Source organism: Sphingomonas lycopersici (assembly GCF_026130605.1).
In the GTDB taxonomy this organism is placed as follows: domain Bacteria; phylum Pseudomonadota; class Alphaproteobacteria; order Sphingomonadales; family Sphingomonadaceae; genus Sphingomonas; species Sphingomonas lycopersici.
Map to the genome: position 1 here is coordinate 204,936 of NZ_JANFAU010000002.1, position 25,918 is coordinate 230,853.

Sequence of the window (25,918 nt, forward strand, 5' to 3'; positions counted from 1 at the left end):
GTAGGGGGTGGGCATGGCCGACCCCTTTTATATCACGACCGCAATCAGCTACCCCAACGGCAAGCCGCATATCGGCCACGCGTATGAAGCGATCGCCGCCGACGCGATCGCGCGCTTCAACCGCCAGACCGGGCGCGACGTGCGCTTCCAGACCGGCACCGACGAGCACGGCCTGAAGATGATGCAGACGGCACGCCAGCGCGGCATCGAGGTGCGCGATCTTGCTTTCGAAATGTCGTCTTTATTCAAGGCAATGTGCGACGATCTCAACATCTCCTACGATCGTTTCATCCGCACCACCGATGCCGATCATTATCGTGCCAGCCAGGCGATCTGGGAGCAGATGCGCGAGGCGGGGGACCTCTATCTCGATCGCTACGAGGGTTGGTATTCGGTCCGCGACGAAGCCTTTTACGACGAGAAGGAACTGGTCGACGGGGAGGGGGGCGAGAAGCTCTCGCCCCAAGGTACCCCGGTCGAATGGACCGCGGAGGAGACGTGGTTCTTCCGGCTCTCCAAATATCAGCAGCCGTTACTCGATCTCTATCGCGACAACCCCGACTTCATCCGCCCCGAGGCGCGGCGCAACGAGATCATGCGCTTCGTCGAGGGCGGGCTGTCCGACCTGTCGGTCTCGCGCACCAGCTTCGACTGGGGCGTGCCGGTGCCGGGAAGCCCGGGGCATGTGATGTATGTATGGGTCGATGCGCTGACCAATTACCTCACCGGCGCGGGCTATCCCGACGGCGAGATGCGTTACTGGCCGGCGAACCTGCACCTGATCGGCAAGGATATCGTCCGCTTCCACACCGTCTATTGGCCGGCGTTCCTGATGTCGGCGGGGATCGCGCTGCCGAAATCGGTGTTCGGGCACGGCTTCGTGCTCCACCGCGGCGAGAAGATGTCGAAGAGCGTCGGCAATGTCGTCGATCCGCTCGAGCTGACCGCGGCATTCGGGGTCGATGCGCTGCGCTATTTCCTGCTGCGCGAAGTGAGCTTCGGGCAGGACGGGAGCTATTCGGCCGAGGCGATCGTCACCCGCGTCAATGCCGAGCTCGCCAATGCCTTCGGCAATCTCGCGCAGCGCACCTTGTCGTTCATCGCCAAGAATCTCGACGGCGCGATGCCCGAGCACGGCCGCGCCGAGGATGCCGACGGGCAGCTGATCGAGGAAGTCGTCCTCGCGGCAGCCGGGTTCAAGACCGCGTTCGAGGACCTGATGCTGAGCCAGGGGGTCGAGGCGTGGCTGCGCGGCGTCTTCGCGTGCAACGCCTATATCGACGCCCAGGCGCCGTGGACGCTGCGCAAGACCGACCCGGAGCGGATGCACGCGGTGCTGCGCACCCTGATCCGCGCGATCCGCATCCTCGCGATCACGATCCTGCCGGTCGTGCCCGAGGCGGCGGGCAAGGTGCTCGACCAGCTCGGCGCCGAAGCGCGCGATCATGCGGCGGTCGACGACGACGGCTGGTACGATCGTCATGCCGCGACCGGCTTCCGCATCGCCGCGCCGACCCCGGTATTTCCGCGGCTCGAACTCCCGGTGGAGGCCGAGTGATGCTGGCCGACAGTCATTGTCATCTGAATTACAAGGGCTTGGCGGAGGATCAGCCGGCGGTGCTCGAACGCGCCCGCGCGCGCGGGGTCACCGCGATGCTCAATATCGCGACCCGCGAGCGCGAATGGGACGAGGTGCTCGCGACCGCCGAGCGCGAACCCGATGTGTGGGCAACGGTCGGCATCCACCCGCATGAGGCGGACGAGCATCCGCATATCGACACCGCCAAGCTCGTCGCGCGCGCCGCGCATCCGCGCATCGTCGGGATCGGTGAGACCGGGCTCGATTATTATTACGACCACAGCGACCGTGCGCGGCAGCAGGCGAGCTTCCGCGCGCATATCGCCGCGGCGCGCGAGGCGCAGGTGCCGATCATCGTCCACACCCGCGACGCCGAGGACGATACCGCCGCGATCCTGCGCGAGGAAATGGGGAAGGGGGGCTTCACCGGGGTCATCCATTGCTTCACCGGGACGGGGGCGTTCGCCGATATCGCGCTCGATCTGGGCTTCTACATCTCGATCTCGGGGATCGTGACGTTCAAGAGCGCACGCGAGCTGCAGGAAACCGCGGCGCGGCTGCCGATCGAGCGGCTCTTGGTCGAAACCGATGCGCCGTTCCTCGCGCCGGTGCCGCATCGCGGCAAGACGGGCGAACCGGCATTCGTCGCCGATACCGCGGCGTTCCTCGCCGATTTGCGCGGGGAGCCGGTTGAGCAATTACAGGATGTTACGGCGCGCAACTTCCACCAATTATTCAGCAAGACCCGCGCGTGAAGCTACGTATCCTCGGCTCCGGCACTTCGTCCGGCGTGCCGCGGATCGGCAATGACTGGGGGGCATGCGATCCCGCCGAGCCGCGCAACCAGCGCACCCGCGCCTCGGCGCTGATCGAGCATGCCGGGACGCGTATCCTGATCGACACCAGCCCGGACATGCGCGCGCAATTGCTCGCCGCCGAGGTGGGGATGATCGACGCGGTGATCTGGACCCATGAACATGCCGATCACGTCTTCGGCATCGACGATCTTCGGCAAATCTTCCACGTCCGCCACCGCCCGGTCCCGGCCTATGCCCGGCCGGCGACCGAGGCCGCGCTGCGCGAGAAATTCGGATACGTCTTCGAAGGCCAGCACGGCTATCCGGCGAGCGTATCGCTCGCCACCTTGCCCGATCGGATGGCGATCGGCGCGATCGAGATCGCCTGCGCCGATCAGCCGCATGCGTCGATCACCTCGACCGGGTTGCGCTTCACAGTCGATGGCAAGTCGATCGGCTATGCTACTGATCTCAGCGGCATGACGCCCGAGATGCGCGCGCTTTACGCCGGGGTCGATCTGTGGGTGGTCGATGCGCTGCGCCGCAAGCCGCATCCGTCGCACCCGCATCTCGGGCAGGTGCTCGAATGGGTCGACGAGCTGGCGCCGCAACGCACCGTGCTGATCCATATGGACCAGTCGATGGATTATCATACATTGCGCGCCGAACTGCCGCTGGGCATCGAGCCGGGCTTTGACGGGATGGAGATCGCGCTGTGAACGACGGCGCCCTGGTTGCGCTCTATCTGCTGATGCTCGCGCTGCCCTTGTCGGCGCTGCTCAGCCGGCGCGTGCCGGTCGGGCGGACGGTGAAGATGGCGCTGGCCTGGGTGCTGATCTTCGCGATCGGGCTGGTGGTCGTCGCGCAGCGCGACCGGCTCAAGCCGATCTGGAACGACACGCGCGATGCCTTGTTCGGGCGCGACCAGCATGTCGTCGGCTCGACGGTGCGGATTCATATCGCGCCCGATGGGCATTTCTGGGCCACCACAACCATCAACGGCGTCGAGCGGCGGATGCTGATCGACAGCGGCGCGACGACGACCGCATTGTCCGAAGCCACCGCCAGAGCCGCGCATGTCGCGACCGACGACAGTCCGTTCGCAGCAGCGATCGAAACCGCCAACGGGTCGATACAGGCAAGCCGCGCGCAGGTTCAGCGGCTCGAACTCGGCAGCATCGTCGCGCGCGACCTGCCGGTGGTCGTCGCGCCCGAATTCGGCGATCTCGACGTACTGGGAATGAATTTCCTCTCGCAACTCGCATCGTGGCGCGTCGAGGGGGACGTGCTGATCCTCGAACCCAAACCCCGGACGTGATTTACATAATGTATATTATCGATCTTATATATGGCTGACGTTGAGCAGGCCCCTATCGACCGGTTGCGCGCGGTGATGGCGCGGTTGCGCGATCCCGAACGGGGCTGCGAATGGGATATCGCGCAGAGTTTTGCGACGATCGCACCCTATACGATCGAGGAAGCGTATGAGGTCGCCGATGCGATCGCGCGCGACGATATGGTCGATCTCAAGGACGAGCTCGGCGATCTGCTGCTCCAGGTCGTGTTCCACGCGCGGATCGCCGAGGAAGCCGGCCTGTTCGATTTCGACGCTGTCGCCAATGCGATCGCCGACAAGATGGAGCGCCGTCACCCGCATATCTTCGGCGACCTCGATCAGGGCGGGCATCATCTGTGGGAGCAGATCAAGGCCGAGGAGCGCGCCGCCAAGGCCGATGCCAAGGAGGATCAGGGCGCGCTTGCCGGGGTCGCGCTGGGCCTGCCCGCCTTGCTGCGCGCCGAGAAACTCCAGAAGCGTGCCGCCCGGGTCGGCTTCGACTGGCCCGACGCCAAGGGACCGCGCGAGAAGATCGACGAGGAACTCGCCGAGGTGGAAAGCGCAACCAGCGACGAGGAACGCGCCGGCGAGATCGGCGACCTGCTGTTCGTCGTGGTCAATTGGGCGCGGCACCTCGGCATCGATCCCGAGGCGGCGTTGCGCATGTCCAACGCCAAGTTCGAACGGCGCTTCCGCTTCATGGAAGCTGCGGCCGGTAAGTTGTTCGTATCGCTCGACCTTGAGGCGAAGGAAGCCTTGTGGTTGGAAGCCAAGGCGGACGAGCGACGCGGCTAAGAGCGCCCTGTCGCAATGCGCTACAGATGCGAACCGTCACCCCACCGTCGGCGTGCTTGGTCACCGCAAGCCCCTGCGCGGGGATACAATTTTCCAAGGACGCAAAGTGTCGCTGCTGACGCCTCAGCGTCAGCGCGTCAGAAACCGCTCATAATCGCGGGGCGCCATCCGCACTTCGTAGATCGCGCGCTCGCCGTCGATTTCCTGATCGAGCACCTCGCCGTGCTGGTGCAGCCAGGCCGCGCCGGCGCCGTCGGCGGCGTCGAGCGTGATCGTATAGCGCTGATGCCCGGCGGTCAGCCGCCCGGCGACGGTGGCGACGAGTCGATCCACCCCCTCCCCGGTCAGCGCCGAGATCGCCACGACATCGTCGCGTCGTTCGGTCTGCGCAAGGAACGCCGCGCGCGCCTCGTCATCGAGCAGGTCGAGCTTGTTCCACGCCTCGATCCGCGGCGTCGTGTCGGATACGCCGATCTCGGTCAGCACCGTCTCGACATCGGCGCGCTGCGCCTCGCTGTCGGGGTGCGCGACATCGCGGACGTGGATCAGCATATCGGCCGATACCACTTCCTCCAGCGTCGCCTTGAATGCCGCGACGAGCTGGGTCGGCAGCTCGGAGACGAACCCCACCGTGTCCGAGAGGATCGCCTTGTCGATCCCCGGCAAAGAGATCTGGCGCAAGGTGGGATCGAGCGTGGCGAAGAGCAGGTCCTTCGCCATGACGTCACTTCCCGTCAAATAATTGAAAAGTGTTGATTTTCCAGCATTGGTATAGCCGACGAGCGCGATCACCGGCCAAGGTGCGCGCTGGCGCCGGCCGCGGTGCAGCCCGCGGGTACGGGTGACCTGCTCCAGCTCGCGGCGCAGCCGTGCCATGCGATCGCGGATCAGTCGGCGGTCGGCCTCGATCTGCGTCTCGCCGGGGCCGCCGAGAAAGCCGAAGCCGCCGCGCTGGCGTTCGAGGTGGGTCCAGCTCCGCACCAGCCGCCCCGCCTGATAATCGAGATGCGCCAGCTCGACCTGCAATCGCCCTTCGGCGGTCGCCGCGCGCTCGCCGAAGATCTCGAGGATCAGCCCGGTCCGGTCGATCACCTTGGCCTCGAGCGCGGTTTCGAGGTTGCGCTGCTGGATCGGGGTGAGGCCGGCGTCGAACACCACCAGCGCGGCGTTCTCCATCCTGACGAGCGTCGCGATCGTCTCGACCTGCCCGGCGCCGATCAGCGTCGCGGCGCGCGGCGTACGGACGCGGAACGCCTCGCGCGCCACGACCGTCACGCCGATCGCCTCGGCCAGCCCGGCAGTCTCCTCCAGACGCGCGTCGGCGTCGCGGGAGGAGCCGCCGAGATCGGGATAGACGACGATCGCGCGCGCGCCGCGCGTGAATTCCCCGCGATCGCGTTCGAAGCCGGTACTCAATCCTCGTCCGACTCTTCCGCCGTTTCCTCGGCGAGATTAAGCGCGCGCGACGGCTGGATCGTCGACACCGCGTGTTTATAGACGAGCTGCGACGCGCCATCGCGCTGCAGCAGCATGCAGAACAGGTCGAAAGCGGCGATATTGCCCTGAAGCATCACGCCGTTGACGAGGAACATCGTCACCGGATCGTGCGACTTGCGCACCGCGTTGAGGAACACCTCCTGCAGCAGCGGCTGCTTCTTCACGCTTTCGCCCATCTGATCGACGATCGCCGCGACATCGACATGGCCGCCGGGCATGATCGTGGAAATGGCGTGTTTGTAGATGAGTTGGGATTGCCCGTCGCGGCGCAGCAGCACGGAGAAATTGTCGAACCAGGTTACAATGCCCTGGAGCTTGACGCCCTTGACGAGGAACATCGTCACCGGGGTTTTCGACTTGCGCAGCGCGTTGAGGAACAGATCCTGGAGAGAGGTTTGTTTTTCGGCCATTGGCTCGATCCTTCGATTCTTGGCGGGGTTTGCCCCGCGATGCGCCGGTGCCCGGCGTCGGGTTGCCGCCACGGCTGGCGGCGGCGCCAATCTAGAGGCGCCAGCGGCTTACCGCAACGTGAATGGCAGGAGGGCCGCCATTATCCGCAACCGCGCCCCAGCCCTTAGCCGGGGTGACGCGCGGCGCTATTCCTCGCGCGTCTCGGTGATGCCGAGCAGCTTGAGCTTCCGGTGCAGCGCCGAACGCTCCATCCCGATGAAGCTCGCGGTGCGCGAGATATTGCCCGAGAAGCGCCGGATCTGGACGCGGAGATATTCGCGCTCGAACGTCTCGCGTGCCTCGCGGAGCGGCGCGCCCATGATCGCGGCGGTGCCCGCCCCGCCCTCGCTGTCGCCGAGCACCTCGGCGGGGAGCAGATCGAGGTCGATCCGCCCGATGCGGTCGCCGGGCGCGAGGATGATCGTCCGCTCGACGACGTTGCGCAATTCGCGCACGTTGCCGGGCCAGTCATAGCTCTGCAGCGCGACCATCGCGTCGGTGGCGATCTCGGGGGTCGGCACGCGGCGTTCGGACGCGTAATGCGCGACGAAATGCTCGACCAGCGCGGGGATATCCTCGCGCCGCTCGGCCAGCGCCGGCAGCACGACCGGCACGACGTTGAGCCGATAGTAAAGATCCTCGCGGAACCGCCCTTCGGCGATCTCCGCCGTCAGGTCGCGCGCGGTGGCCGAGACGACGCGGACATCGACCTTCACCTGCCGCGTCCCCCCGACCCGCGCGAAGCTCTGGTCGGTCAGCACGCGCAGGATGCGCGCCTGGGTCGCGATCGGCATGTCGGCGATCTCGTCGAGGAACAGCGTGCCGCCGTGCGCCTGTTCGAGCAAGCCCGGGCGGACGAGATCGCCGCCCTCCTCCACCCCGAACAATTCCTCCTCCATCCGATCGGGGGTCATGCGCGCGGCGCTGACGATCACGAACGGCGAGTTGGTGCGCGGGCTCCAGCCGTGGAGCAACCGTGCCGCGACCTCCTTGCCCACGCCGGCCGGCCCGGTGATGAGGATGCGACTGCCGGTACCGGCGACGCGCTTAAGCGTCGCACGCACCGCGTTGATCGCACTCGAACTGCCGGTGAGATCGGTATCGCGCCCGGCCGAGGCGCGCAGCGACGCCACCTCGCGCCGCAGCCGCTCGGTCTCGGTCGCGCGCTCGACCATCAGCAGCAACCGCTCTGCCTGAAACGGCTTTTCGATGAAATCGACCGCGCCGGCGCGGATCGCCGCCACCGCGGTATCGAGATTGCCGTGCCCCGAGATCATCAGCACCGCGATCGAGGGGTCGCGGCGTTTGATCTCGTCGAGAAGCTGTAGCCCATCGAGCCGCGATCCCTGCAGCCACACGTCGAGCAGCACGAGGCTCGGGCGGCGCACCGCAATCGCCTCCAGCGCGGCATCGCTGTCGGCGGCGACGCGGGTCTCATAACCCTCGTCCTCCAGCACCCCGGCGACCAGTTCGCGGATATCGAGTTCGTCATCGACGACGAGAATGTCGAGCGCCATGTCAGATCATCCGGTTCCGGGTTAGCGCGGTGATCCCCCCGTCCTCGCCGCTGGTGGTCAAATCATCCCCGGTATCGAGCCCGGAGAGCATCGTCGTATCGAACGTCATCGTCACCAAAGTCCCGCCACCGGGATGATCAGAAAATGTAATATTACCAAAGTGTTCCTCAACGATCTTCTTGACGATCGCGAGGCCGAGGCCCGTGCCGCGCGCGCGCGTCGTCATATAGGGTTCGACGATCCGGTCGCGCTCCGGCGGCAGCCCGACCCCCGTATCGGCGACGGTGATCGTCACCCGCCCCGGCGCCTCGGCCAGCGCCATATGCACCTCGCCGCCGTCGCCGCCCTTGGCCTCGATCGCCTCGATCGCATTCTTGACGATATTGGTCAGCGCCTGGCCGATCTGGCGCCGGTCGCACACCAAGGTCGGCCCCGGCTCTCCGTGCTCAAGCTCGAACCGCACGCCGCCGTGCGCCACTTCGTGGAGGAACATCGTCTGCCGCGCGATATCGACGAGCGATTCCTCGCGAAACACCGGCTTGGGCATCCGCGCGAAGGAGGAGAATTCGTCGACCATCCGCCGCAGATCGCCGACCTGCCGGACGATCGTGTCGGTCAGCCGCGCGAAAGTGGTATCCCCCTCCTCCACCTTCGCGCCGTAGCGGCGCTGGAGCCGCTCGGCGGCGAGCTGGATCGGGGTGAGCGGGTTCTTGATCTCATGCGCGATGCGCCGCGCGACATCGGCCCAGGCGGCGCGGCGCTGGTCGAGCAATTGCTGGGTGATATCGTCGAAGGTCAGGATCGGGCCGCTGCCGTCGCGCGCGATCCGCACCGCCAGCGTGCGCGGTTCGCCGCCCACCGTCACCTGCACGATCGCCTCGCGCGCATTGCCATCGAGCAGATCGTCGAGCTCGGGCGCGATATCCGCCAGCCGCTTGCCCACCGGGGTCTCGGAGACCCCGAGCAACGTCTCGGCCGAGCTGTTGATCAGCCGCACGGTGCGATCGCCCGCGATCGAGATCACCCCCGCCGACACCCCCGACATCACCGCCTCGATCAGCGCACGGCGGCTATCGAGCTGCGCGTTGGCGGTGACGAGCGCGTTATTCTGCGCCTCGAGCCGCTCGGTCATCCGGTTGAACGCCGTCGCCAGCGTGCCGACCTCGTCGCGCGCGCGCCAATCGGGGACGCGCGCGGAAAGATCGCCGCCCTCGACGCGCCGGGCCGCCTGGACGAGCTGCCCCACCGGGCGCACCAGCCGGTCCGCCACCGCCAGCGCGATCCACACCGCGATCCCGACCATCAACAGCGACAGCACCAGCAGCGCGACGTTGAAACGGATCTGCAGCGATCGCGCCTTGTCGAGCAATGAATGATAATTGGCCAACGCGGTTTCGGCGCGTTTGGTCTGCGTCGTCATCTGCTTGGGATCGGTGACGCGCGCGGCGTAGAGGAACATGCTTGTCCCGGGCACCCGCGTCACGGTCTGGATGCGGTCGCCCGTCACCGTCACCACGCTGCGCTGGCCGCGGCGCAGCTCGGTCACCGCGTCGGCCGATATCTGCCGCGCGAGATTGAGGTCGTAGGGGTTGACGAAGGCGAGCGTCTGCAACTCGCCGTTCGGCGCGATCTGGAACAGCAAAGCCTCGGAAAGGCTGCGATAATAGGTCTGCTGGAACAGGAACGGGCGAAAGCGCGGATCGTCCAGCGGGCGCTGGCTCAGCTCGTCCGAGATATCCTGCGCCATCGTGACGGTCGCTTCTTCCCAGCGCTGGAGGAATTGATTGTACGAGGCACGGGTCAGCGTCGTCGCATTCTCGAACACCGCGCGCGCGCGATCCGAATACCAGAATTGCACGCCATATTGGAACAGCAGCGAGGCGGCGATCGTCACGAGCAGCATCGGCACCGCGGCGACGATCGAGAAGATCGCGACGAGCCGGACGTGGAGCCGCCCCTCCCCGCCGACCGGCGAGCGCCGCGCGCGGCTGTGCGCGATACGCCGGCCGAGCAGCATCAGCAGCGCGATCCAGGCAACCAGATTGGCGATCAGCAGCAAGGCCACGAGCGGCGGGGCGATCAGCCCCTGCGGCTTGCCCGCGCTCTCGATGATGAAATAGCTGCCGACGCCGACCGCGATCGACACGCCGAGCGCCGCCAGCTCCATCGCCGGCGTCACGGCGAAGCGCCGCGGCTGGCTCGATTCGGCAATCACGGGCGCCTGCGCGGCATTCATGTCACTCTGCTACAACAAAGGTGTTGCAGAGAAAACACATATTCCGCAGCTCAGCGCATGTCAGCGTCCGTTCGACCGGGAAGCGGGGTCTATCCCAAGCAGATCGAGCCGCTTGCGCAATGTGTTGCGATTAAGTCCCATCGCCCGCGCGGCGCGGAGCTGGTTGCCGCCGAACCGCGCCAGCATCGTCTCGATCAACGGGCGCTCGACCTCGGCGATGATCCGATCGTAGAGCGATCCGTCCTCCAGCACATGCGGCTCGCTGCGCGCCAGCCGCTCGATATAGGCGCGGACCGCGACGTCGATCCCCGGATCGGCGAGCGCGGCGGCCGCGATCGGCTCGCCGAGCATGATGCGGATTTCGTCGGCGCTGATCCGGTGGTCGCGCGACAGCGCCGCGAGCCGGCGCATGAGATTTTCGAGCTCGCGCACATTGCCGGGCCAGTCATGCGCCTCAAGCACGTCGACCGCATCGTCGTCGAGCGTCTTGCGCGGCAGCCCGGCTTCGGCGGCGCGATCGAGGAAATGGCGCGCGAGCAGCCCGATATCCTGCCGCCGCTCGCGCAGCGCGGGCAATGTCATCGGGACGACATTGAGCCGGTAATAGAGATCCTCGCGGAACGCGCCGCCGGTCACCGCCTGTTGCAGATCGCGGTTGGTCGCCGCGACGATGCGCACGTCGGCGCGGATCGTGCGCGAGCCGCCGACGGTAGTGAATTCGCCCTGCTGGAGCACACGAAGCAGGCGGGTCTGCGCCTCGATCGGCATATCGCCGATCTCGTCGAGAAACAGGGTGCCGCCAGCGGCCTGCTCGAACCGCCCGGCATTGCGCTGCGCCGCGCCGGTGAAGGCGCCGCGCTCGTGCCCGAACAATTCGGCTTCGATCAGCTCGCGTGGGATCGCGGCCATGTTGATCGCGACGAACGGCCCCGAGCGGCGCGGGCCGAGATCGTGGATCGCGCGCGCCACCAATTCCTTGCCGGTGCCGGATTCGCCCGAGACGAGCACGGTCAGGTCGTTCGACACCACCCGTGCAATGACGCGATAGACGTCCTGCATCGCCGGCGAGCGCCCGATCAGCGGCAGCGCCTGATCGTCGTCGCCCGGCGTAGCGGGGGTGGCGGGGCCGCGGCGGGCCAGCGCCTTGGCGACGGTGCGCGTCAGCGTTTCGAGGTCGAACGGCTTGGGGAGGTAATCATAAGCCCCCGCCTCATTGGCACGCACCGCGGTGGTCAGCGTGTTGCGCGCAGAGAGCACGATCACCGGCATGTCGGGGCGCTCGGCGACGAGGCGGGTGGCATTTTCGATCCCGTCGCCGTCGGGCAGCACGACATCGGTGATCAGCACGTCGGGCGCGCCGAGCTTCAGCTCGCGCTCCAGCTCGGCGAGCGTTGCGGCGGTGCGGACGCGATGCCCCGCACGACGCAGCGCCTGCGCCACCACGACGCGCACCGCATCGTCATCGTCGACCAGCAGCACCTCGCCGTTGGTCATGCGGTGGCCCGCGGCAGGAGGATGCGGAACACCGTCATATGGGGGGAGCCTTCACGCGAATATTGGATGATCCCGCCCATGTCGCGGATCAGTTTGTCGACCAGGGCGAGGCCGAGTCCCTTCCCCTCCGGCCGGCTCGAGACGAACGGATCGAACAGATGCTCGGCGATGTCCTCGGGCGCGCCGGGGCCGGAATCGATCACGCAGATCTCGATCGGCAGCGGCAACCGCGGTCGTCCCGGCGCGGGGGCCACCGCCATGCCGTGACGGAAGGAGGTGGCGAGGATGATGCGCCGCTCGCCGCGCGGGCCGAGCGCGGTCGCGGCATTCTTGAGCAGGTTGAGCAGCACCTGGAGCAACGCGTCGCGATTGGCGAGCGCGGCGGGCAGCGACGGATCGAACCGCTCCTCGATCACCACTTCGCGCGCGAATCCGGCGAGCGCGACGCTGCGCGCATGGGCGAGCAACGGATAGATGTTGAGCGGTTCGAGCGCCACCGGGCGAGTGTCGGTGAAATCCTCCATCCGGTCGATCAGCGCGGCGATGCGATCGACCTCGGCGATCACCAGCCGGGTCAGTTCCTCGGGCGCGGCGCCGTCGGCGATCAGCTGCGCCGCGCCGCGGATGCTGGAGAGCGGGTTCTTGATCTCATGCGCGAGCATCGCCGCCGCGCCGACCGCCGATCGCGCCGCCGCCGCGCGATCGGCGGAATGCCCCAGCCGGCGCGAGCTCGCGGCATTGTGAAGCGTGATCGCGCGCCAGCCGGGATGATCGGCGAGCTCGACCTGCGCGAAATCGACCCGGATGCGCCCGCTGTTGCGCGTCTCGATCTCGGTATCGAACGCGGCGAAGCCGCGCCCCGCGCGATCCTCCGCTTCGCGCGGCAAGGCGAGCACCGCCTGCACCGGCCGCCCGACCATCGCGCGCTCGGAGCGATTGAGCAGCAATTCGCATTCGGCATTGGCGCGAACGACGCGGTCCTCGGGATCGACCAGCAATACCGCAACCGGCAGCGCGGCGAGCACCTCGCCGTGCTCGGGGGTGCTATCGGCGGGCATCACGCCGCCGCGCGGCTGCGCCACGGGGCGTAAAATTCGGCGAGCATCGCCTGGACGCGCTTGGCATCCGGCTCCTGGTTCACCTTGTTGCGGAACTCGGCCGAACCCGGCAGCCCCTTGGTGTACCAGCCGATATGCTTGCGGGCCATATTGACCCCGGTCATCGTGCCGTAATGTACGAGCATCGCATCATAATGCTCTGTGATCGCAAGATATTGCTCTTCGATCGATGGATCTTCGACGCGGCGGCCGGTGGCGAAATATTCCATCACCTGCGACAGGATCCACGGGCGACCATAGGCCCCGCGCCCGATCATCACCCCGTCCGCGCCGGAAAGGTCGAGCGCCTGTTCGGCGTCCTCGATGCTGCAGATATCGCCGTTGACGATCACCGGCACCGTCACCGCCTGTTTGACGTTGCGGACGAAGCCCCAGTCGGCCGAGCCCTTGTACATCTGATTGCGGGTGCGGCCGTGGACGGTGATCATCTTGCACCCGAGATCCTCGGCGATCCGCGCCAGTTCGGGGGCATTGAGGCTATCATGGCACCAGCCCATCCGCATCTTGAGCGTGACGGGCGCCTTGACCGCCTTGACCACCGCCTCGACGATTCCGGCGGCGAGCTTCAGATCGCGCATCAGCGCCGAGCCGGCATCGCCATTGGTCACCTTGCGCACCGGGCAGCCCATGTTGATGTCGACGATCGCGGCGCCCTTGTCCTCGGCGAGCTTGGCCGCCTCGCCCATTTCATAAGGCGTGCAGCCGACGAGCTGCATCGACACCGGCTCCTCCGAAAGATGCCACGCCGCCTTCTGGAGCGACTGGCGCGTCTCGCGCAGCGCCGCCTGGCTGGCGATCATCTCGGTGACGTTGAGCCCCGAGCCGTAACGGCGCACGAGCGTGCGGAACGGCTGGTCGGTCACGCCGGTCATCGGCGCGAGCACGACCGGATTGTCGATCCGGACGGGTCCGATCTGGATGGGAGCGAGGGTGCGCATGGGCCTGCCTGAAAAATGGGCAGTTAGGCGAAGTCCGCCGTGCTGACAAGGTGGCGCGCTCAGATCGCGCGGGCGAAAACCAGATCGTCGTGCCAGGTCGCGCCGACCTTGAAGCGGCGGGTCCCCGCGACCGCAAAGCCCTGCTTGGCGTAGAAACGCTGCGCGCGGGCATTGCCGCCATAGACCCCGAGCAGCATCCGCTTGCGCCCCAGCGCCCGCGCATCGTCGATCGCGCGCTGCATCAGCGCCGCGCCGAGGCCGGTGCCGTGGGTCGGCGCGAGCGCGTAGATGCGCTTGAGCTCGATATCGCCGTCCTCGGCAGGAACCGGCAGATCGGGGGTGGTGAGCAGGCTATAGCCGAGCGGCGCGCCGCCCGTCGGCGCCTCGGCGAGCGTGACGACGCTGGCCGCATCGGCAGCCCAGGCGGCGAAATTCGCCGCGCCGGATTTGTCAGCGACATGGGCGACGATATCCGCCCCGTCGAGGATGCCGGCGAACGCCTCGAGAAAGGTCGCGCCGGCGATCAGCGAACAGGCGGCCGCGTCGGCGGGCTCGGCACGACGCAGCCGCCAGTCCATATCAGCCGACGATCTCTTCGGGCTTGAAGAAGAACGCGATTTCGATCGCGGCATTCTCGTCCGAATCCGAGCCATGGACCGAATTGGCTTCGATCGATTCGGCCAGTTCCTTGCGGATCGTGCCGGGCTCGGCATTCGCCGGGTTGGTCGCGCCCATGATGTCGCGGTTGCGCTGGACGGCATTCTCGCCCTCGAGCACCTGCACCACCACCGGGCCGGAGGTCATGAAGGCGACCAGATCGTTGAAGAAGGGGCGCTCCTTATGGACGCCGTAGAAGCCCTCGGCCTGCTCCTTGGTCATGCGGATGCGCTTCGAGGCGACGACGCGCAGGCCGGCTTCCTCCAGCATCTTCGTCACGGCGCCGGTCAGGTTGCGGCGGGTGGCGTCGGGCTTGATGATCGAAAAGGTACGGTTCGCGGCCATGACGGTCACGTGCTCCTTGGGTGTAGTGTTGGCGGAAAAGCGTCGGCGCGCTCTAGTGCGGGCGCGGGGAAAGCGCAACTGGTGCCAGGGCGAGTGCCGATCGTTCGGGATTTCCCCGTCACCCCGGCCTTGAGCCCGGGTCTATCGGGAGGCAAGCAAGGCCGGGGTGACGGCGATTGGTCGTTCTTAAGCCACCTTCTCCCAGCGCCCCACGTCGTTCTGTTTCCAGTAGCGCCGCTCCACCCCCTCGCGCCCTTGCAAGGTGCGCCACGCCACGCGCGCCGCGTCGATCGATTCCTCGTCGAAGAAGTGAAAGGCGCGCTCGAATTCCAGCGCCTCGTCGCGCCATGCCCCGTCGACCAGCGCGACATGCTGCGCGCCGTTCGCCGCCGCCACCTCGCCGGCGATCAGGATCGGCTGGGCGCTATCGTCCCCCGTCCCCGCCTGCGCATGCGGCAGGAAGCTGTCGGGCGTATAGCCCCACAGCAACCGGTCGAGCGCGACGCGCTGCGCCTCGCCCGCGGCGACGATCAGCAGCCGGTTGCCGGACGCCACCACCTTTTCGGCGATCTGCGGCAGCGCCCGGTCGAGCGGGGTAACGGTCAGGTGATAGAAATCGACCTGCATCAGCCCTCGAAATTCTCCGCGACGAAGCGATCGAGCACGCGCACGCCATAGCCGGTCGCGCCCTTGGCCCAGGTCGCGCCGTCCTTGTCGGCCCAGACCATCCCGGCGATGTCGAGATGCGCCCATTTCACGCCCTCGTCGACGAAGCGCTGGATGAACTGCGCGGCGGTGATCGAGCCGGCGCCGCGCGGGCCGACGTTCTTCATGTCGGCGATCGGGCTGTCGATCAGCTTGTTATAGGCGTCGCCGAGCGGGAAGCGCCACAATTGGTCGCCGCTCGCCTTGCCCGCCGCGAGCAATTGGTCGGCAAGCCCGTCGTCGTTGGCGAACAGCCCGCCATATTCGCTGCCGAGGCTGATGATCATCGCGCCCGTCAGCGTCGCGAGATCGACGATCGTTTTGACGTTGTGCGTTTTCTGCACCCAGGTGACGCAATCGCACAGCACCAGCCGCCCCTCCGCATCGGTGTTGATCACCTCGATCGTCTGGCCGGACATCGAGGTGACGACATCGCCGGGGCGCTGCGCATTGCCGTCGGGCATGTTCTCGACGAGCCCGCACACGCCGATGACATTGGCCTTCGCCTTGCGCAGCGCGAGCGTCTTCATTGCCCCCGCGACCGCGCCGGCGCCGCCCATGTCCCACTTCATGTCCTCCATGCCCGCGGCAGGCTTGATCGAGATGCCGCCGGTGTCGAAGGTCACGCCCTTGCCGACCAGCGCCAGCGCGGGATCGCCCGCCGCCGCGCCGTTCCAGCGCATCGCGAGCAGCCGCGGCGCGCGGCGCGAACCCTGCGCGACGCCGAGCAGCGCCCCCATGCCGAGCTTGTGCATCGCCGCTTCGTCAAGCACCTCGATCTCCAGCCCGAGCCCCGCGGTATCGGCGATCACGCGCTCGACGAAGCTTTCGGGATAGAGGATGTTGGCGGGCAGCGTGACGAGCGTGCGGGTCAGCGCCAGCCCCTGGGTCACTGCATCGCGCGTCGCCCATTCCGCCTCGGCGCCGTCGGGCGCGGCGGCGATCGTCACCGTCGTCAGCGTCGGCTTCTGCTTTTCGGGGAGCCTGGTGCGATATTCGTCGAAGCGCCAGCCGCGCTGCGCCGCGCCGGCCGCGAGCCGCGCCGCCGCAACCGCGGTCGCGCCGCTGCCGGCAAGGTCCACCGTCGCGTCGGTCGCGCCGGAGGTGAGGAGCTTCGCGGTCAGCGCGCCGCCCGCCCGTTCATAGGCCGCGTCGTCGCCGCTACCGACGCCGAGCAGCAGGATGCGCGTCACCCCCTGCCCTTCGCCAACAAAGGCCTCTGCCACCGTCCCGGCCTCGCCCTCGAAACGCTGCCCCGACGCGGCTGCGGCGAGCAGCGCACGCGCGCCCGCATCGACACCGGGCAGCGCGAGCGCCGCGACATCGTCTTTCTTGACGACGAAAGCGACGACCTCTGCCTCGGGAGCGCGCGACTGGGCGAATACGATCTTCATCTCAAACCATCCTTCGAAACGTCGTCCGGTCCCTGGGCGTTCCCGGCTCGACTGGCAAGACGTTGCAGCCTGCGCGTTGCGATGCGATAGGGCGAAGAAGCGCCGCCATGTCGGCCGCGCGGGCAAAATAGCGGGAATTGCGCGCGTTGCGTTTTGAGCTTCTGGCCTGTTGCGCCCTTCCTTTCGCTTTGGTGGCGGGCGCCGCCGGGGCGCAGGACCTGCAGGACCGCGCCGTCCAGCCCCCTTCGGCCGCGGGCGCGCCGCCCCCCGCCGCCGACGCGCCGAACCCGGACGATCAGATCCGCTTCAGCGCCGAGGCGCTGGAATATGATTACAACGCCGATATCGTCACCGCGACCGGCGACGTGCGCATGTTCCGCCAGGGCGAGCGGCTGCGCGCCGAGCGCGTGGTATGGAACCGCAAGACCGGGCAGGTCGTCGCCAACGGCAATGTCGCGATCACCAATCCGCGCGGCGACGTCGCTTATGGCGATTCGGTCGACCTGACCGATTCGCTGCGCGACGGCGTGGTGCACAACATGCTGGTGGTGCTCGATCAGGGTAGCCGCCTCGCCGCGACCGAGGGCACGCGGCACGACGACGGCTCGATCTCGATGAATCACGCCGCCTATACCGCCTGCTCGGTGACCGATTCGGACGGCTGCGCCAAGGAGCCGAGCTGGAAGATCACCGCGGTGCGCGTGCTTTACCGCCCCGATCGCGAGCGGGTCTATTACACCGGCGCGCGCATCCATGTGTTCGGCTTCGCCAGCGTGCCGCTGCCGAAATTCTCGCATCCGGTCGGCGCGACGCACACCAGCGGCCTGCTCAGCCCCAATCTCCGCCTCAGCGCGGTGAACGGGCTGGAGATCGTGCTGCCCTATTATTTCGATCTCGCGCCCAACCGCACGGTCACGATCACCCCGCATGTGTTCAGCGCGGTGCTGCCGATGCTGCAGGCCAATTATCAGCAGCTCGACAGCAACGGCGCGTTCAGCGTTTCGGGCTATGTCACCGCGAGCCGGCGCAGCGACGATATTTCCGCCGGGCCGGGCGCGCCGACCAGCATGGCGCTGCGCGGCTATCTGGAGGGCGCCGGCAAATTCCAGATCGACGAGAATTGGAGCGTTTCGGGCTCGCTGCGGCTCGTCACCGACCGTACGTTCCTGCGCCGCTATGATATTTCGAACGATGACCGGCTGCGCACGACGCTTTCGCTCGAACGGGTCGATCGCGACAGCTATTTCTCGCTCGCTGGCTGGGCGGTGCAGACGATGCGCGTCGGCGATTCCCAGGGCCTCCAGCCGGTCGCGCTGCCCGAGCTCGATTATCGCCGCCGGTTCACCGATCCGCTGCTCGGCGGGGTGATCCAGGCGCAGGTCAACACGCTCGCGATCGCGCGCACCAGCGGACAGGATACCCAGCGCGCCTTCGCCTCGTTGCGGTGGGACCTGCGCCGCATCACCACCTGGGGACAGGAGGTGACCTTCACCGCTTATTCGCGGCTCGACGCCTATAACACCAGCGACATCGCCGCGACGACGGTGCCGAGCTATCGCGGGCTGAGCGGTTTCCATACCCGCGGCATCGCGGCGATGGCGATCGACGTGCGCTGGCCGCTGGTCGGCCCGCTGTTCGGCGGCACGCAGCGCTTCACCCCGCGTTTCCAGATCGTCGCCTCGCCGCAGATCAACAACCTCGACGTGCCCAATGAGGATGCGCGCGCGGTCGATCTGGAGGATTCGAACCTCTTCGCGCTCAATCGCTTCTCGGGCTACGATCGCTGGGAGGATTCGAGCCGCGCGACCTATGGCGCGGAATGGGCACTCACCCTGCCGGGCTTCACGCTCTCCACAGTGGTCGGGCAGAGCTACCGCCTGTCCGACCGGCCCTCGATCCTCCCGCCAGGCACCGGGTTGAGCGACCGTTTCTCCGATATCGTCGGCCGCACCGAACTGCGCTTCCGCGATTTCGTGTCGATCATCCACCGCTATCGCGTCGACAAGGACAATTTCGCGGTCCGCCGCAACGAGATCGACACCACGATCGGGTCGCGATCGAATTACGTCATGATCGGCTATCTGCGGCTCAATCGTAACATCAGCTCGATCGAGGATCTGCAGGATCAGGAAGAACTGCGGCTCGGCGCGCGGATCAAATTCTCGCGCTTCTGGTCGGCATATGGATCGACCGTGATCGATCTGCGCAACAACAATAACACGAATACCTCCACGCCGATCACCACCACCACCGCCACCGGCGACAATTTCAACCCGGTCCGGCACCGGCTCGGGGTCACTTATGAGGATGATTGCCTCGCGATCGGCGCGACATGGAAGCGCGAATATCAGTCGACCGGCGACGCGCGCGCGGGCAACAGCTATCTTTTGACGTTGGCGTTCAAGAACCTCGGCTTCTAGCATCCAAACGCCGTCACGGCGTTGTCCTGACCGAGTTTGGACGCTAAGCCACGGTTCAGCGAAGCTGGTGCACACGCGCGTCGAGCGCGTTAGATGGGAATCCGAACAGAGTGATCATGCGACGGAACGGGGCGGTGCGGTATGGCCGCCTGATCGGTGCGGTACTGGCGATAGCCGCGGCGGGCGCCGCGATCGGGCAGCAGGCGACGGTTCAGGACCAGTCGATGCCCGACAATACCGGGCTGGATATCCCCGCCAATCTGCAGATTTTCGGCAAGCTCGATCCCAACGTCCGCAAGGCGACCGCGATCGTCAACGACTATGTGATCACCGGGACCGACGTCGACCAGCGGGTCGCGCTGATCATGGCGGCGAACAATATCAACCTGCAGGGCGAGGAATATGATCGCCTGCGGCTGCAGGTGCTGCGCCAGCTGATCGACGAGGTGCTGGAGATCCAGCAGGCCAAGACCGCCGATGTGAAGATCGAACCTGCGGAAATCGACCAGAATTTCGCCCGCGTCGCGAAGAATTTCGGCAAGACGCCGACCGAATTCGCCGCCTTCCTGCGCGAACACGGCTCGTCCGAACGCTCGATTCGCCGCCAGATCGAGGCCGAAGCGGCGTGGAGCCGCTATCTGCGCCGTCGCGTCGAGCCGTTCGTCAACGTCGGCGATGTCGAGGTGAAGTCGATCCTCGCCCGGCTCGAAGCGGCCAAGGGGACGGAGGAGTTCCACCTCAACGAAATCTATCTGTCGGCCACCCCCGACCGGTCCGATCAGGTCTATGCCAATGCGCGCCAGCTGATCGACGAGATCCACAAGGGCAAGGCGCCGTTCGGCTATTTCGCGCGCAATTTCTCCGAGGCGTCGACGCGCGGCGTCAACGGCGATCTCGGCTGGGTGCGTGCATCGCAGCTGCCCGACGCGCTGGCGCAGGCCGCGAACCAGATGCAGATCGGGCAGGTCGCCGGGCCGGTTGCGGTGCCGGGCGGCTTTTCGGTCCTCTATCTGGTCGACAAGCGGCAGGTGCTCACTGCCGATCCGCGCGACGCGCGGCTCAGCCTGAAACAGATGACGATCAAATTCCCGGCGGGCACCACGCAGGCGCAGGCATCGGCGCGCACCGCCGAATTCGCCAACGTCACCCACACGCTGCAAGGCTGCGGCTCGGTGGAGAAAGTGGCGGCGCAGATCGGCGCCGAGGTGGTGGATAACGACACGATCCGCATCCGCGATCTCCCGGCGGCGCTGCAGCAGATCATGCTCCAGCTCCAGGTCGGTCAGGCCACCCCGCCGTTCGGCTCGCCGACCGACGGCGTCCGCACGCTCGTATTGTGCGGCCGCGACGAGGCGGCCAGCGCCCAGCTTCCCGGCGCGGAGCAGATCCAGAGCCAGCTCGAGCAGCAGCGCGTCAACCTGCGCGCGCAGCAGGCATTGCGCGACCTTCGGCGCGACGCCGTGGTCGAATATCGCTGAGGCACGAAACGGTGCTGCCGCTCGCGATCTCGATGGGCGATCCGGCCGGGATCGGCCCCGAGATCATCGCTAAGTCCTGGGACATGCGCGGTGAACGCGCGCTGCCCCCGTTCGTCGCGGTGGGCGATGCGCGCGCGATCGAGCGCGTGTGGCGCGGGCCGATTGCGCGGATCAGCGACCTTGCCGAGGTGCCGCGCGCTTTCGCCACCGCGCTGCCGGTGCTGACGGTGGAGGATGCTGGCGAGATCGAGCCCGGCGCGCCCGACGCGGACGGTGCGCGCTGCGCGCTCCATTCGCTCGAACTGGCGGTCGGGCTCACCCGGTCGGGCGCCGCGAGTGCGCTGGTCACCGGGCCGGTCTCCAAGGCGCAGCTCTACGATATCGGCTTCACGCATCCCGGGCAGACCGAATTCGTCGCCGAGCGTTGCGGTATCGCCGGCGCCAATGCGGTGATGATGCTCGCCGGGCCGGGGCTGCGCGTCGTGCCGATCACCACGCATGTGCCGCTGGCGCGGGTCGCCTCCTTGCTGTCGATCGAGCTGATCGTCGCCAAGGCGCGAGTCACTGCGCGCGGGCTGCAGCGCAATTTCGGCATCGACAAGGCCCGCCTCGCCTTCGCCGGCTTCAACCCGCATGCCGGGGAAAGCGGCGCGATCGGGCGCGAGGAGATCGAGCTGATCGAGCCCGCGATCGCGATCCTGCGCGACGAGGGGATCGACGCCCAGGGGCCGTTCGCGGCGGATACTTTGTTCCACGCCCGCGCCCGCGCGCATTATGACGCGGCGCTCTGCTGCTATCATGATCAGGCACTGATCCCGTTGAAGACGCTGTTTTTCGACGAGGGGGTCAATATCACGCTCGGCCTGCCGCTCGTCCGCACCTCGCCCGATCACGGCACCGCATTCAACCTCGCCGGCAAGGATAAGGCCGAGCCGGGCGCGATGATCGCGGCGATCACGATGGCGGGAGAAGCGGCGGCGCACCGCGCGGCTTGCCTCGCCTTGTGAGCGATCTGCCGCCGCTGCGCGAGGTGATCGCGCGCCACGGCCTCTCCGCTTCGAAGGCGCTGGGGCAGAATTTCCTGTTCGACGCGCAATTGCTCGCGCGGATCGCGGCGATCCCCGGCGATCTCGACGGCGCCGAGGTGCTGGAGGTCGGCCCCGGCCCCGGCGGGCTGACCCGTGCCTTGCTCGCCGCCGGCGCGCGGGTCACCGCGATCGAGCGCGATCGCCGATGCCTCCCCGCGCTCGCCGAGCTGGGCGAGGTCTATCCCGATCGGCTCAAGGTGATCGAGGGCGATGCGCTGGAGATCGACGCGCGCGCCTTGTTCGACGGCGCGCCGCATATCGTCTCCAACCTGCCCTATAATGTCGGCACGGCGTTGTTCGTCGGCTGGCTTTCGGCCGATTGGGCGCCGTGGTGGCGATCGCTGACCTTGATGTTCCAGCGCGAAGTGGCGGATCGCATCGTCGCCGCGCCGGGCAATGACGCCTACGGCCGGCTCGCGGTGCTCGCGCAGTGGCGCTCGACCGCGCGGATCGCGATGCCGGTCCACCGCTCGGCGTTCACCCCGCCGCCCAAGGTGATGTCGGCGGTGGTGCATGTCGTGCCGGGCGAGGCACCCGCCGGGGTGGCGCTCAAGACGCTCGAACGGCTCACCGCCGCCGCCTTCGGCCAGCGGCGCAAGATGCTACGGCAGAGCCTGCGCGGCGTGACCGGCGCGCTCGACGCGCTGGAGGCGGAAGGAATCGACGCGACGCGACGCGCGGAGACGGTCAGCGTGGCGGAATTCGTCCGCCTCGCGCGGCGGCTGGACGCGGCCACCCCCCGTTCGGGCTGAGCTCGTCGAAGAACGGGAGGCTGGATCAGTCCTTCGCCGGGGTCGGCTTGGGCGGGACGGCCTGCGCGGTGGCGACCGGCGGCGGCCCCTTGGCGATCACCGCCGCCAGCGCATTGGCCTGCGCGCAATCGCTCTTGCAGAGCGTGCGCAGCTTGGCGAGATTCTCCTTGGCCCGCGCCATCGCGCCCTTGGCGACCAGCGCCTCGCCCTGCCCCTTGAGCGCCGTCTGATCGTTGGGCTCGAGCGTCAGCGCCTCGCGGTAGAAGCGGATCGCCTTGCCCGAAAGCCCGCGCGCTTCGGCCACCTCGGCGAGCACGATGAACGCCTGGCGGTTGCGCGGATCGACCGCCACCGCGCTTTCCAGCGCGTCATAAGCGCCGTCGAGATTACCCGCGGCCTTGGCCGCACGGCCCTGCGCGAGCAGCGCCATCGAGCGCGCGTCGATCTGATCGTCGGGACGCTGGCCGTGGAGCGAGGTCGAGATCGAGACCAGCGCCAGCGAGGCGGCGATGGCGACGGACGAAAAACGCATGAACGGCTCCAGCTTCGGCACAACGCCGGGGGTTAGCATGGGGCGCTCAGCCGCGCGACAAAAAAGCCGTCGGTATCGTCATGCGCCGGGGTGAGCCGCACCCCGGCACCCCGCGCGCGGCCTGCCGGCAGCACCAGCGGCGCGGCATGCCAGCGCGGATGACGCGCGCGGAAAGCGTCGATCTGCTCCGCGCCTTCCTCGTCCAGCAGCGAGCAGACGACATAGACCAGCGCGCCATCGGGCTTGACCAGCCCGGCGCCGACCTGGAGCAGCCGCCGCTGCGTCTCGACCAGCCGCGCGAGCCGATCGGGGGTCAGCCGCCAGCGTGCTTCGGGGTTGCGCCGCCACGTGCCGGTGCCCGAGCAAGGCGCATCGATCAGCACCACGTCCGCCGCGCCGCGCCACTCGGTCAGCGCCTCGAACTCGCGGCCGGGATCGAGCAGCACCGGCTCGGCGATCGTCACCTCGGCCGCGTCGGCACGTGGCTTGAGCTTGCCGAGCCGCGCGCGATCGGTGTCGGCGGCGATGATCCGCCCGGTGTTCTGCATCGCCGCGGCGAGCGCCAGCGTCTTGCCGCCTGCGCCGGCGCACAGGTCGATCACCGTCATCCCCGGCTCGGCGCGCGTCGCAGCCGAAACGATCTGGCTCCCGGCGTCCTGCACCTCGATGCGGCCGGCGAACGGCGCGACATCGCTGCCGGCCGGGAGCCGCAACGCATCGGGCAATCCCTCGATATGCGCCGCGCCGGGGATTTCCGCCTCGATCGCCTCGACCGTCGTCACCAGCCGGTTGACCCGCACGTCGAGCGGTGCGCGCGCAATCAGCGCGGCGATCTCCGTGTCGTTGAGGTCAGCCGCGTGCATCCGCTCGACCAGCCACGCCGGGGCGCTGCCCGCAACGGCGACCGGCTCGTCCTCCGCGATCGGTGCCGGGCCATGCGCCGACCCGTCGAACGCCGCGGCGAGCGCATTGTCATCACGCGCCAGCAACAGCAGCGCGGCCCGCCCGGTCGCCGGCGCCTCGCCGCACGCGCGGATCGCGGCGAACACCAGCTCGCGCACCGCGCGCCGATCCTTCGACCCGGCATAACGCCGCGTCGCGAAATAGCGCTGGACGATCGTGTCCGCCGCCGCCCCGCCCTCATGCGCGGCAGCGATGATCTGGTCGAGCAGCTCGATCGCCGCCTGAACGCGTGCGCCGGGGGTCATCGCGTCGGGTAGTTCGGCGCCTCGCGGGTGATCGTCACGTCGTGGACGTGGCTCTCCTTCAGCCCCGCGCCGGTGATCTGGACGAATTGCGCGCGGCGCTGGAGATCGGGGATCGTCGCCGAGCCGGTATAGCCCATCGCCGCCTTGATCCCGCCGACGAGCTGGTGGATCACGTCGCGCGCCGGCCCCTTATAGGCCACCTGCCCCTCGATCCCCTCAGGCACCAGCTTGAGCTGATCCTTGATATCGCCCTGGAAATAGCGATCGGCCGAGCCGCGGCCCATCGCGCCAACACTGCCCATCCCGCGATAGGATTTATAGGCACGGCCTTGATAAAGGAAGGTTTCGCCCGGCGCTTCCTCGGTCCCGGCGAGCAGCGAGCCGACCATGCAGGTCGAGGCGCCGGCGGCCAGCGCCTTGGCGAGATCGCCCGAGGTGCGCAGCCCTCCGTCGGCGATCACCGGCACACCTTCCTTCGCCGCCGCCTCGGCACAATCCATCACCGCGGTGAGCTGCGGCACGCCGACCCCGGCGACGATCCGCGTGGTGCAGATCGACCCCGGCCCGATGCCGACCTTGATCCCGTCTGCGCCCGAACCGATCAGCGCGCGCGCCGCCTCGCCGGTCGCGACATTGCCCGCGACGACCTGGACCGAGTTGGAGAGTTTCTTGACCCGCTCGACCGCCAGCCCGACGTCGCGGTTGTGGCCATGCGCGGTGTCGATCACGATCAGGTCGCATTCGGCATCGACCAGCGCCTCGGTACGCGCGAACCCCTTATCGCCCACCGTCGTCGCCGCGGCGACACGCAGCCGGCCGGCGGCATCCTTGGTCGCATCGGGATAGGTGACGGCTTTCTCGATATCCTTGACCGTGATCAGCCCGACGCAGCGATAAGCGTCATCGACCACCAGCAGTTTCTCGATCCGCCGCTGGTGAAGCAGGCGGCGCGCCTCCTCCTGCCCGACGCCGATCTTCACCGTGGCGAGATTCTCGTGCGTCATCAGCTCGCTGACCGGCTGGCGCGGGTTTTCGGCGAACCGCACGTCGCGGTTGGTGAGGATGCCGACCAATTTGCCATTGGCCTCCACCACCGGGATGCCGCTGATGCGATGCTGGAGCATCAGCGCCTGCGCGTCGGCGAGCGGCGCATCGGGGGCGATCGTGATCGGGTTGACCACCATCCCGCTCTCGAAGCGCTTGACCTGGCGCACCGCGGCGACCTGCTCCTCGACCGTCAGGTTGCGGTGAAGCACCCCCAGCCCGCCGAGCTGCGCCATGACGATCGCCATGTCCGCTTCGGTGACGGTGTCCATCGCCGAGGAAAGGATCGGAATATTGAGCGCGATGCCACGCGTCACTTGGGTCCGGGTATCGGCGCCGCTCGGCAGCACGGCCGATTCGCCCGGCACCAGAAGGACATCGTCGAAAGTGAGACCGAGGCGGATGTCCATATGCGTGCCGAATCCTGCGTGCGTGGAGGAAGTGGCGGGCCATGTAACCGCACCGAGACGGTTTCGCTAGGGTGCAACGCGATCTGCGCCGACTCCCCTCGTCACCCCGTCTGTGGATCGCCCCTAGG

Annotated in this window: 23 protein-coding genes; 9 read left to right on the forward strand and 14 right to left on the reverse strand. The window is 67.7% G+C overall.

Annotation, left to right across the window (positions count from 1 at the left end; genetic code table 11):
• The first annotated feature begins 13 nt into the window (after nt 1–13).
• The 5 genes from metG to mazG are packed head-to-tail and all read left to right on the forward strand — an operon-like array spanning nt 14 to nt 4,507.
• Nucleotides 14–1,558, forward strand: a complete 1,545-nt coding sequence (gene metG, locus NED98_RS04180) for a methionine--tRNA ligase (protein WP_265312041.1) — start codon at nt 14–16, stop codon at nt 1,556–1,558.
• Complete coding sequence (locus NED98_RS04185; RefSeq protein ID WP_265312042.1) at nt 1,558–2,334, forward strand: TatD family hydrolase; 777 nt, start codon at nt 1,558–1,560, stop codon at nt 2,332–2,334. Before metG ends, NED98_RS04185 begins: the two co-directional genes overlap by 1 nt.
• Nucleotides 2,331–3,095: an MBL fold metallo-hydrolase gene (locus tag NED98_RS04190; protein ID WP_265271907.1), complete on the forward strand. Its 765-nt coding sequence runs from the start codon at nt 2,331–2,333 to the stop codon at nt 3,093–3,095. Before NED98_RS04185 ends, NED98_RS04190 begins: the two co-directional genes overlap by 4 nt.
• Nucleotides 3,092–3,694: a retropepsin-like aspartic protease family protein gene (locus NED98_RS04195; RefSeq protein ID WP_265312043.1), complete on the forward strand. Its 603-nt coding sequence runs from the start codon at nt 3,092–3,094 to the stop codon at nt 3,692–3,694. The genes NED98_RS04190 and NED98_RS04195 overlap by 4 nt, the downstream gene beginning before the upstream one ends.
• A gap of 30 nt (nt 3,695–3,724) precedes the next feature.
• Nucleotides 3,725–4,507, forward strand: a complete 783-nt coding sequence (gene mazG / locus NED98_RS04200; protein WP_265312044.1) for a nucleoside triphosphate pyrophosphohydrolase — start codon at nt 3,725–3,727, stop codon at nt 4,505–4,507.
• A 129-nt stretch (nt 4,508–4,636) separates the two neighbouring features.
• Here mazG and hflX read toward each other — a convergent pair whose 3' ends face one another.
• The 11 genes from hflX to NED98_RS04255 form a co-directional block, all read right to left on the reverse strand.
• A complete protein-coding gene (hflX, locus tag NED98_RS04205; protein WP_265312045.1) occupies nt 4,637–5,923 on the reverse strand; it encodes a GTPase HflX in 1,287 nt (428 codons plus the stop codon).
• Nucleotides 5,920–6,504, reverse strand: coding sequence for an RNA chaperone Hfq (gene hfq, locus NED98_RS04210; RefSeq protein ID WP_179511596.1), 585 nt, complete (start codon nt 6,502–6,504; stop codon nt 5,920–5,922). The genes hflX and hfq overlap by 4 nt, the downstream gene beginning before the upstream one ends.
• 96 nt (nt 6,505–6,600) lie before the next feature.
• Nucleotides 6,601–7,971, reverse strand: a complete 1,371-nt coding sequence (gene ntrX / locus NED98_RS04215; protein ID WP_179511597.1) for a nitrogen assimilation response regulator NtrX — start codon at nt 7,969–7,971, stop codon at nt 6,601–6,603.
• Between the two features lies 1 nt (nt 7,972).
• Nucleotides 7,973–10,207 (reverse strand): sensor histidine kinase, encoded by a 2,235-nt coding sequence (locus NED98_RS04220; protein ID WP_265271978.1) that lies wholly within the window; start codon nt 10,205–10,207, stop codon nt 7,973–7,975.
• Nucleotides 10,208–10,267: 60 nt separating this feature from the next.
• Complete coding sequence (ntrC, locus tag NED98_RS04225; protein ID WP_265312046.1) at nt 10,268–11,701, reverse strand: nitrogen regulation protein NR(I); 1,434 nt, start codon at nt 11,699–11,701, stop codon at nt 10,268–10,270.
• Nucleotides 11,698–12,759 (reverse strand): two-component system sensor histidine kinase NtrB, encoded by a 1,062-nt coding sequence (locus NED98_RS04230; RefSeq protein ID WP_265312047.1) that lies wholly within the window; start codon nt 12,757–12,759, stop codon nt 11,698–11,700. Before NED98_RS04230 ends, ntrC begins: the two co-directional genes overlap by 4 nt.
• Nucleotides 12,759–13,757: a tRNA dihydrouridine synthase DusB gene (gene dusB / locus NED98_RS04235; RefSeq protein ID WP_265312048.1), complete on the reverse strand. Its 999-nt coding sequence runs from the start codon at nt 13,755–13,757 to the stop codon at nt 12,759–12,761. Before dusB ends, NED98_RS04230 begins: the two co-directional genes overlap by 1 nt.
• Before the next feature lie 59 nt (nt 13,758–13,816).
• Nucleotides 13,817–14,335 carry a GNAT family N-acetyltransferase gene (locus tag NED98_RS04240; RefSeq protein WP_265271985.1) on the reverse strand — a complete coding sequence of 173 codons (519 nt, stop codon included), beginning with the start codon at nt 14,333–14,335 and terminating at the stop codon, nt 13,817–13,819.
• 1 nt (nt 14,336) lies between these two features.
• Nucleotides 14,337–14,759, reverse strand: a complete 423-nt coding sequence (gene ndk / locus NED98_RS04245; protein ID WP_179511603.1) for a nucleoside-diphosphate kinase — start codon at nt 14,757–14,759, stop codon at nt 14,337–14,339.
• A gap of 186 nt (nt 14,760–14,945) precedes the next feature.
• Nucleotides 14,946–15,386: a DNA polymerase III subunit chi gene (locus NED98_RS04250; protein WP_265312049.1), complete on the reverse strand. Its 441-nt coding sequence runs from the start codon at nt 15,384–15,386 to the stop codon at nt 14,946–14,948.
• Nucleotides 15,386–16,858 (reverse strand): leucyl aminopeptidase, encoded by a 1,473-nt coding sequence (locus NED98_RS04255; protein WP_265312050.1) that lies wholly within the window; start codon nt 16,856–16,858, stop codon nt 15,386–15,388. Before NED98_RS04255 ends, NED98_RS04250 begins: the two co-directional genes overlap by 1 nt.
• Before the next feature lie 146 nt (nt 16,859–17,004).
• Between NED98_RS04255 and NED98_RS04260 the strand changes: the two genes are divergently transcribed.
• The 4 genes from NED98_RS04260 to rsmA all read left to right on the forward strand — a co-directional run bounded on the left by NED98_RS04260 (nt 17,005) and on the right by rsmA (nt 22,596).
• A complete protein-coding gene (locus NED98_RS04260; RefSeq protein WP_265312051.1) occupies nt 17,005–19,278 on the forward strand; it encodes an LPS-assembly protein LptD in 2,274 nt (757 codons plus the stop codon).
• Nucleotides 19,279–19,394: 116 nt separating this feature from the next.
• The gene (locus tag NED98_RS04265) at nt 19,395–20,756 is read left to right on the forward strand and encodes a peptidylprolyl isomerase (protein ID WP_265268479.1); all 1,362 of its coding nucleotides are present in this window, start codon (nt 19,395–19,397) and stop codon (nt 20,754–20,756) included.
• Between the two features lie 11 nt (nt 20,757–20,767).
• A complete protein-coding gene (pdxA, locus tag NED98_RS04270; RefSeq protein ID WP_265268478.1) occupies nt 20,768–21,763 on the forward strand; it encodes a 4-hydroxythreonine-4-phosphate dehydrogenase PdxA in 996 nt (331 codons plus the stop codon).
• The gene (rsmA, locus tag NED98_RS04275) at nt 21,760–22,596 is read left to right on the forward strand and encodes a 16S rRNA (adenine(1518)-N(6)/adenine(1519)-N(6))-dimethyltransferase RsmA (RefSeq protein WP_265268477.1); all 837 of its coding nucleotides are present in this window, start codon (nt 21,760–21,762) and stop codon (nt 22,594–22,596) included. Before pdxA ends, rsmA begins: the two co-directional genes overlap by 4 nt.
• Before the next feature lie 25 nt (nt 22,597–22,621).
• Here rsmA and NED98_RS04280 read toward each other — a convergent pair whose 3' ends face one another.
• The 3 genes from NED98_RS04280 to guaB are packed head-to-tail and all read right to left on the reverse strand — an operon-like array spanning nt 22,622 to nt 25,790.
• Nucleotides 22,622–23,128: a tetratricopeptide repeat protein gene (locus NED98_RS04280; protein ID WP_179511609.1), complete on the reverse strand. Its 507-nt coding sequence runs from the start codon at nt 23,126–23,128 to the stop codon at nt 22,622–22,624.
• A 32-nt stretch (nt 23,129–23,160) separates the two neighbouring features.
• A complete protein-coding gene (locus tag NED98_RS04285) occupies nt 23,161–24,336 on the reverse strand; it encodes an RsmB/NOP family class I SAM-dependent RNA methyltransferase (protein WP_265312052.1) in 1,176 nt (391 codons plus the stop codon).
• Nucleotides 24,333–25,790, reverse strand: coding sequence for an IMP dehydrogenase (gene guaB, locus NED98_RS04290; RefSeq protein WP_265268475.1), 1,458 nt, complete (start codon nt 25,788–25,790; stop codon nt 24,333–24,335). Before guaB ends, NED98_RS04285 begins: the two co-directional genes overlap by 4 nt.
• Nucleotides 25,791–25,918 lie beyond the last annotated feature (128 nt).

What these genes read in the sequence shown, in the direction of transcription:
- NED98_RS04255 (WP_265312050.1), bottom strand. Translation starts at nt 16,858, where the DNA reads ATGAAGATCGTATTCGCCCAGTCGCGCGCTCCCGAGGCAGAGGTCGTC.
- mazG (WP_265312044.1), top strand. Translation starts at nt 3,725, where the DNA reads ATGGCTGACGTTGAGCAGGCCCCTATCGACCGGTTGCGCGCGGTGATG.
- dusB (WP_265312048.1), bottom strand. Translation starts at nt 13,757, where the DNA reads ATGCGCACCCTCGCTCCCATCCAGATCGGACCCGTCCGGATCGACAAT.
- NED98_RS04240 (WP_265271985.1), bottom strand. Translation starts at nt 14,335, where the DNA reads ATGGACTGGCGGCTGCGTCGTGCCGAGCCCGCCGACGCGGCCGCCTGT.
- guaB (WP_265268475.1), bottom strand. Translation starts at nt 25,790, where the DNA reads ATGGACATCCGCCTCGGTCTCACTTTCGACGATGTCCTTCTGGTGCCG.
- NED98_RS04265 (WP_265268479.1), top strand. Translation starts at nt 19,395, where the DNA reads ATGCGACGGAACGGGGCGGTGCGGTATGGCCGCCTGATCGGTGCGGTA.
- NED98_RS04250 (WP_265312049.1), bottom strand. Translation starts at nt 15,386, where the DNA reads ATGCAGGTCGATTTCTATCACCTGACCGTTACCCCGCTCGACCGGGCG.
- NED98_RS04280 (WP_179511609.1), bottom strand. Translation starts at nt 23,128, where the DNA reads ATGCGTTTTTCGTCCGTCGCCATCGCCGCCTCGCTGGCGCTGGTCTCG.
- NED98_RS04285 (WP_265312052.1), bottom strand. Translation starts at nt 24,336, where the DNA reads ATGACCCCCGGCGCACGCGTTCAGGCGGCGATCGAGCTGCTCGACCAG.
- ntrX (WP_179511597.1), bottom strand. Translation starts at nt 7,971, where the DNA reads ATGGCGCTCGACATTCTCGTCGTCGATGACGAACTCGATATCCGCGAA.
- NED98_RS04185 (WP_265312042.1), top strand. Translation starts at nt 1,558, where the DNA reads ATGCTGGCCGACAGTCATTGTCATCTGAATTACAAGGGCTTGGCGGAG.
- ndk (WP_179511603.1), bottom strand. Translation starts at nt 14,759, where the DNA reads ATGGCCGCGAACCGTACCTTTTCGATCATCAAGCCCGACGCCACCCGC.
- NED98_RS04220 (WP_265271978.1), bottom strand. Translation starts at nt 10,207, where the DNA reads ATGAATGCCGCGCAGGCGCCCGTGATTGCCGAATCGAGCCAGCCGCGG.
- metG (WP_265312041.1), top strand. Translation starts at nt 14, where the DNA reads ATGGCCGACCCCTTTTATATCACGACCGCAATCAGCTACCCCAACGGC.
- ntrC (WP_265312046.1), bottom strand. Translation starts at nt 11,701, where the DNA reads ATGACCAACGGCGAGGTGCTGCTGGTCGACGATGACGATGCGGTGCGC.
- NED98_RS04230 (WP_265312047.1), bottom strand. Translation starts at nt 12,759, where the DNA reads ATGCCCGCCGATAGCACCCCCGAGCACGGCGAGGTGCTCGCCGCGCTG.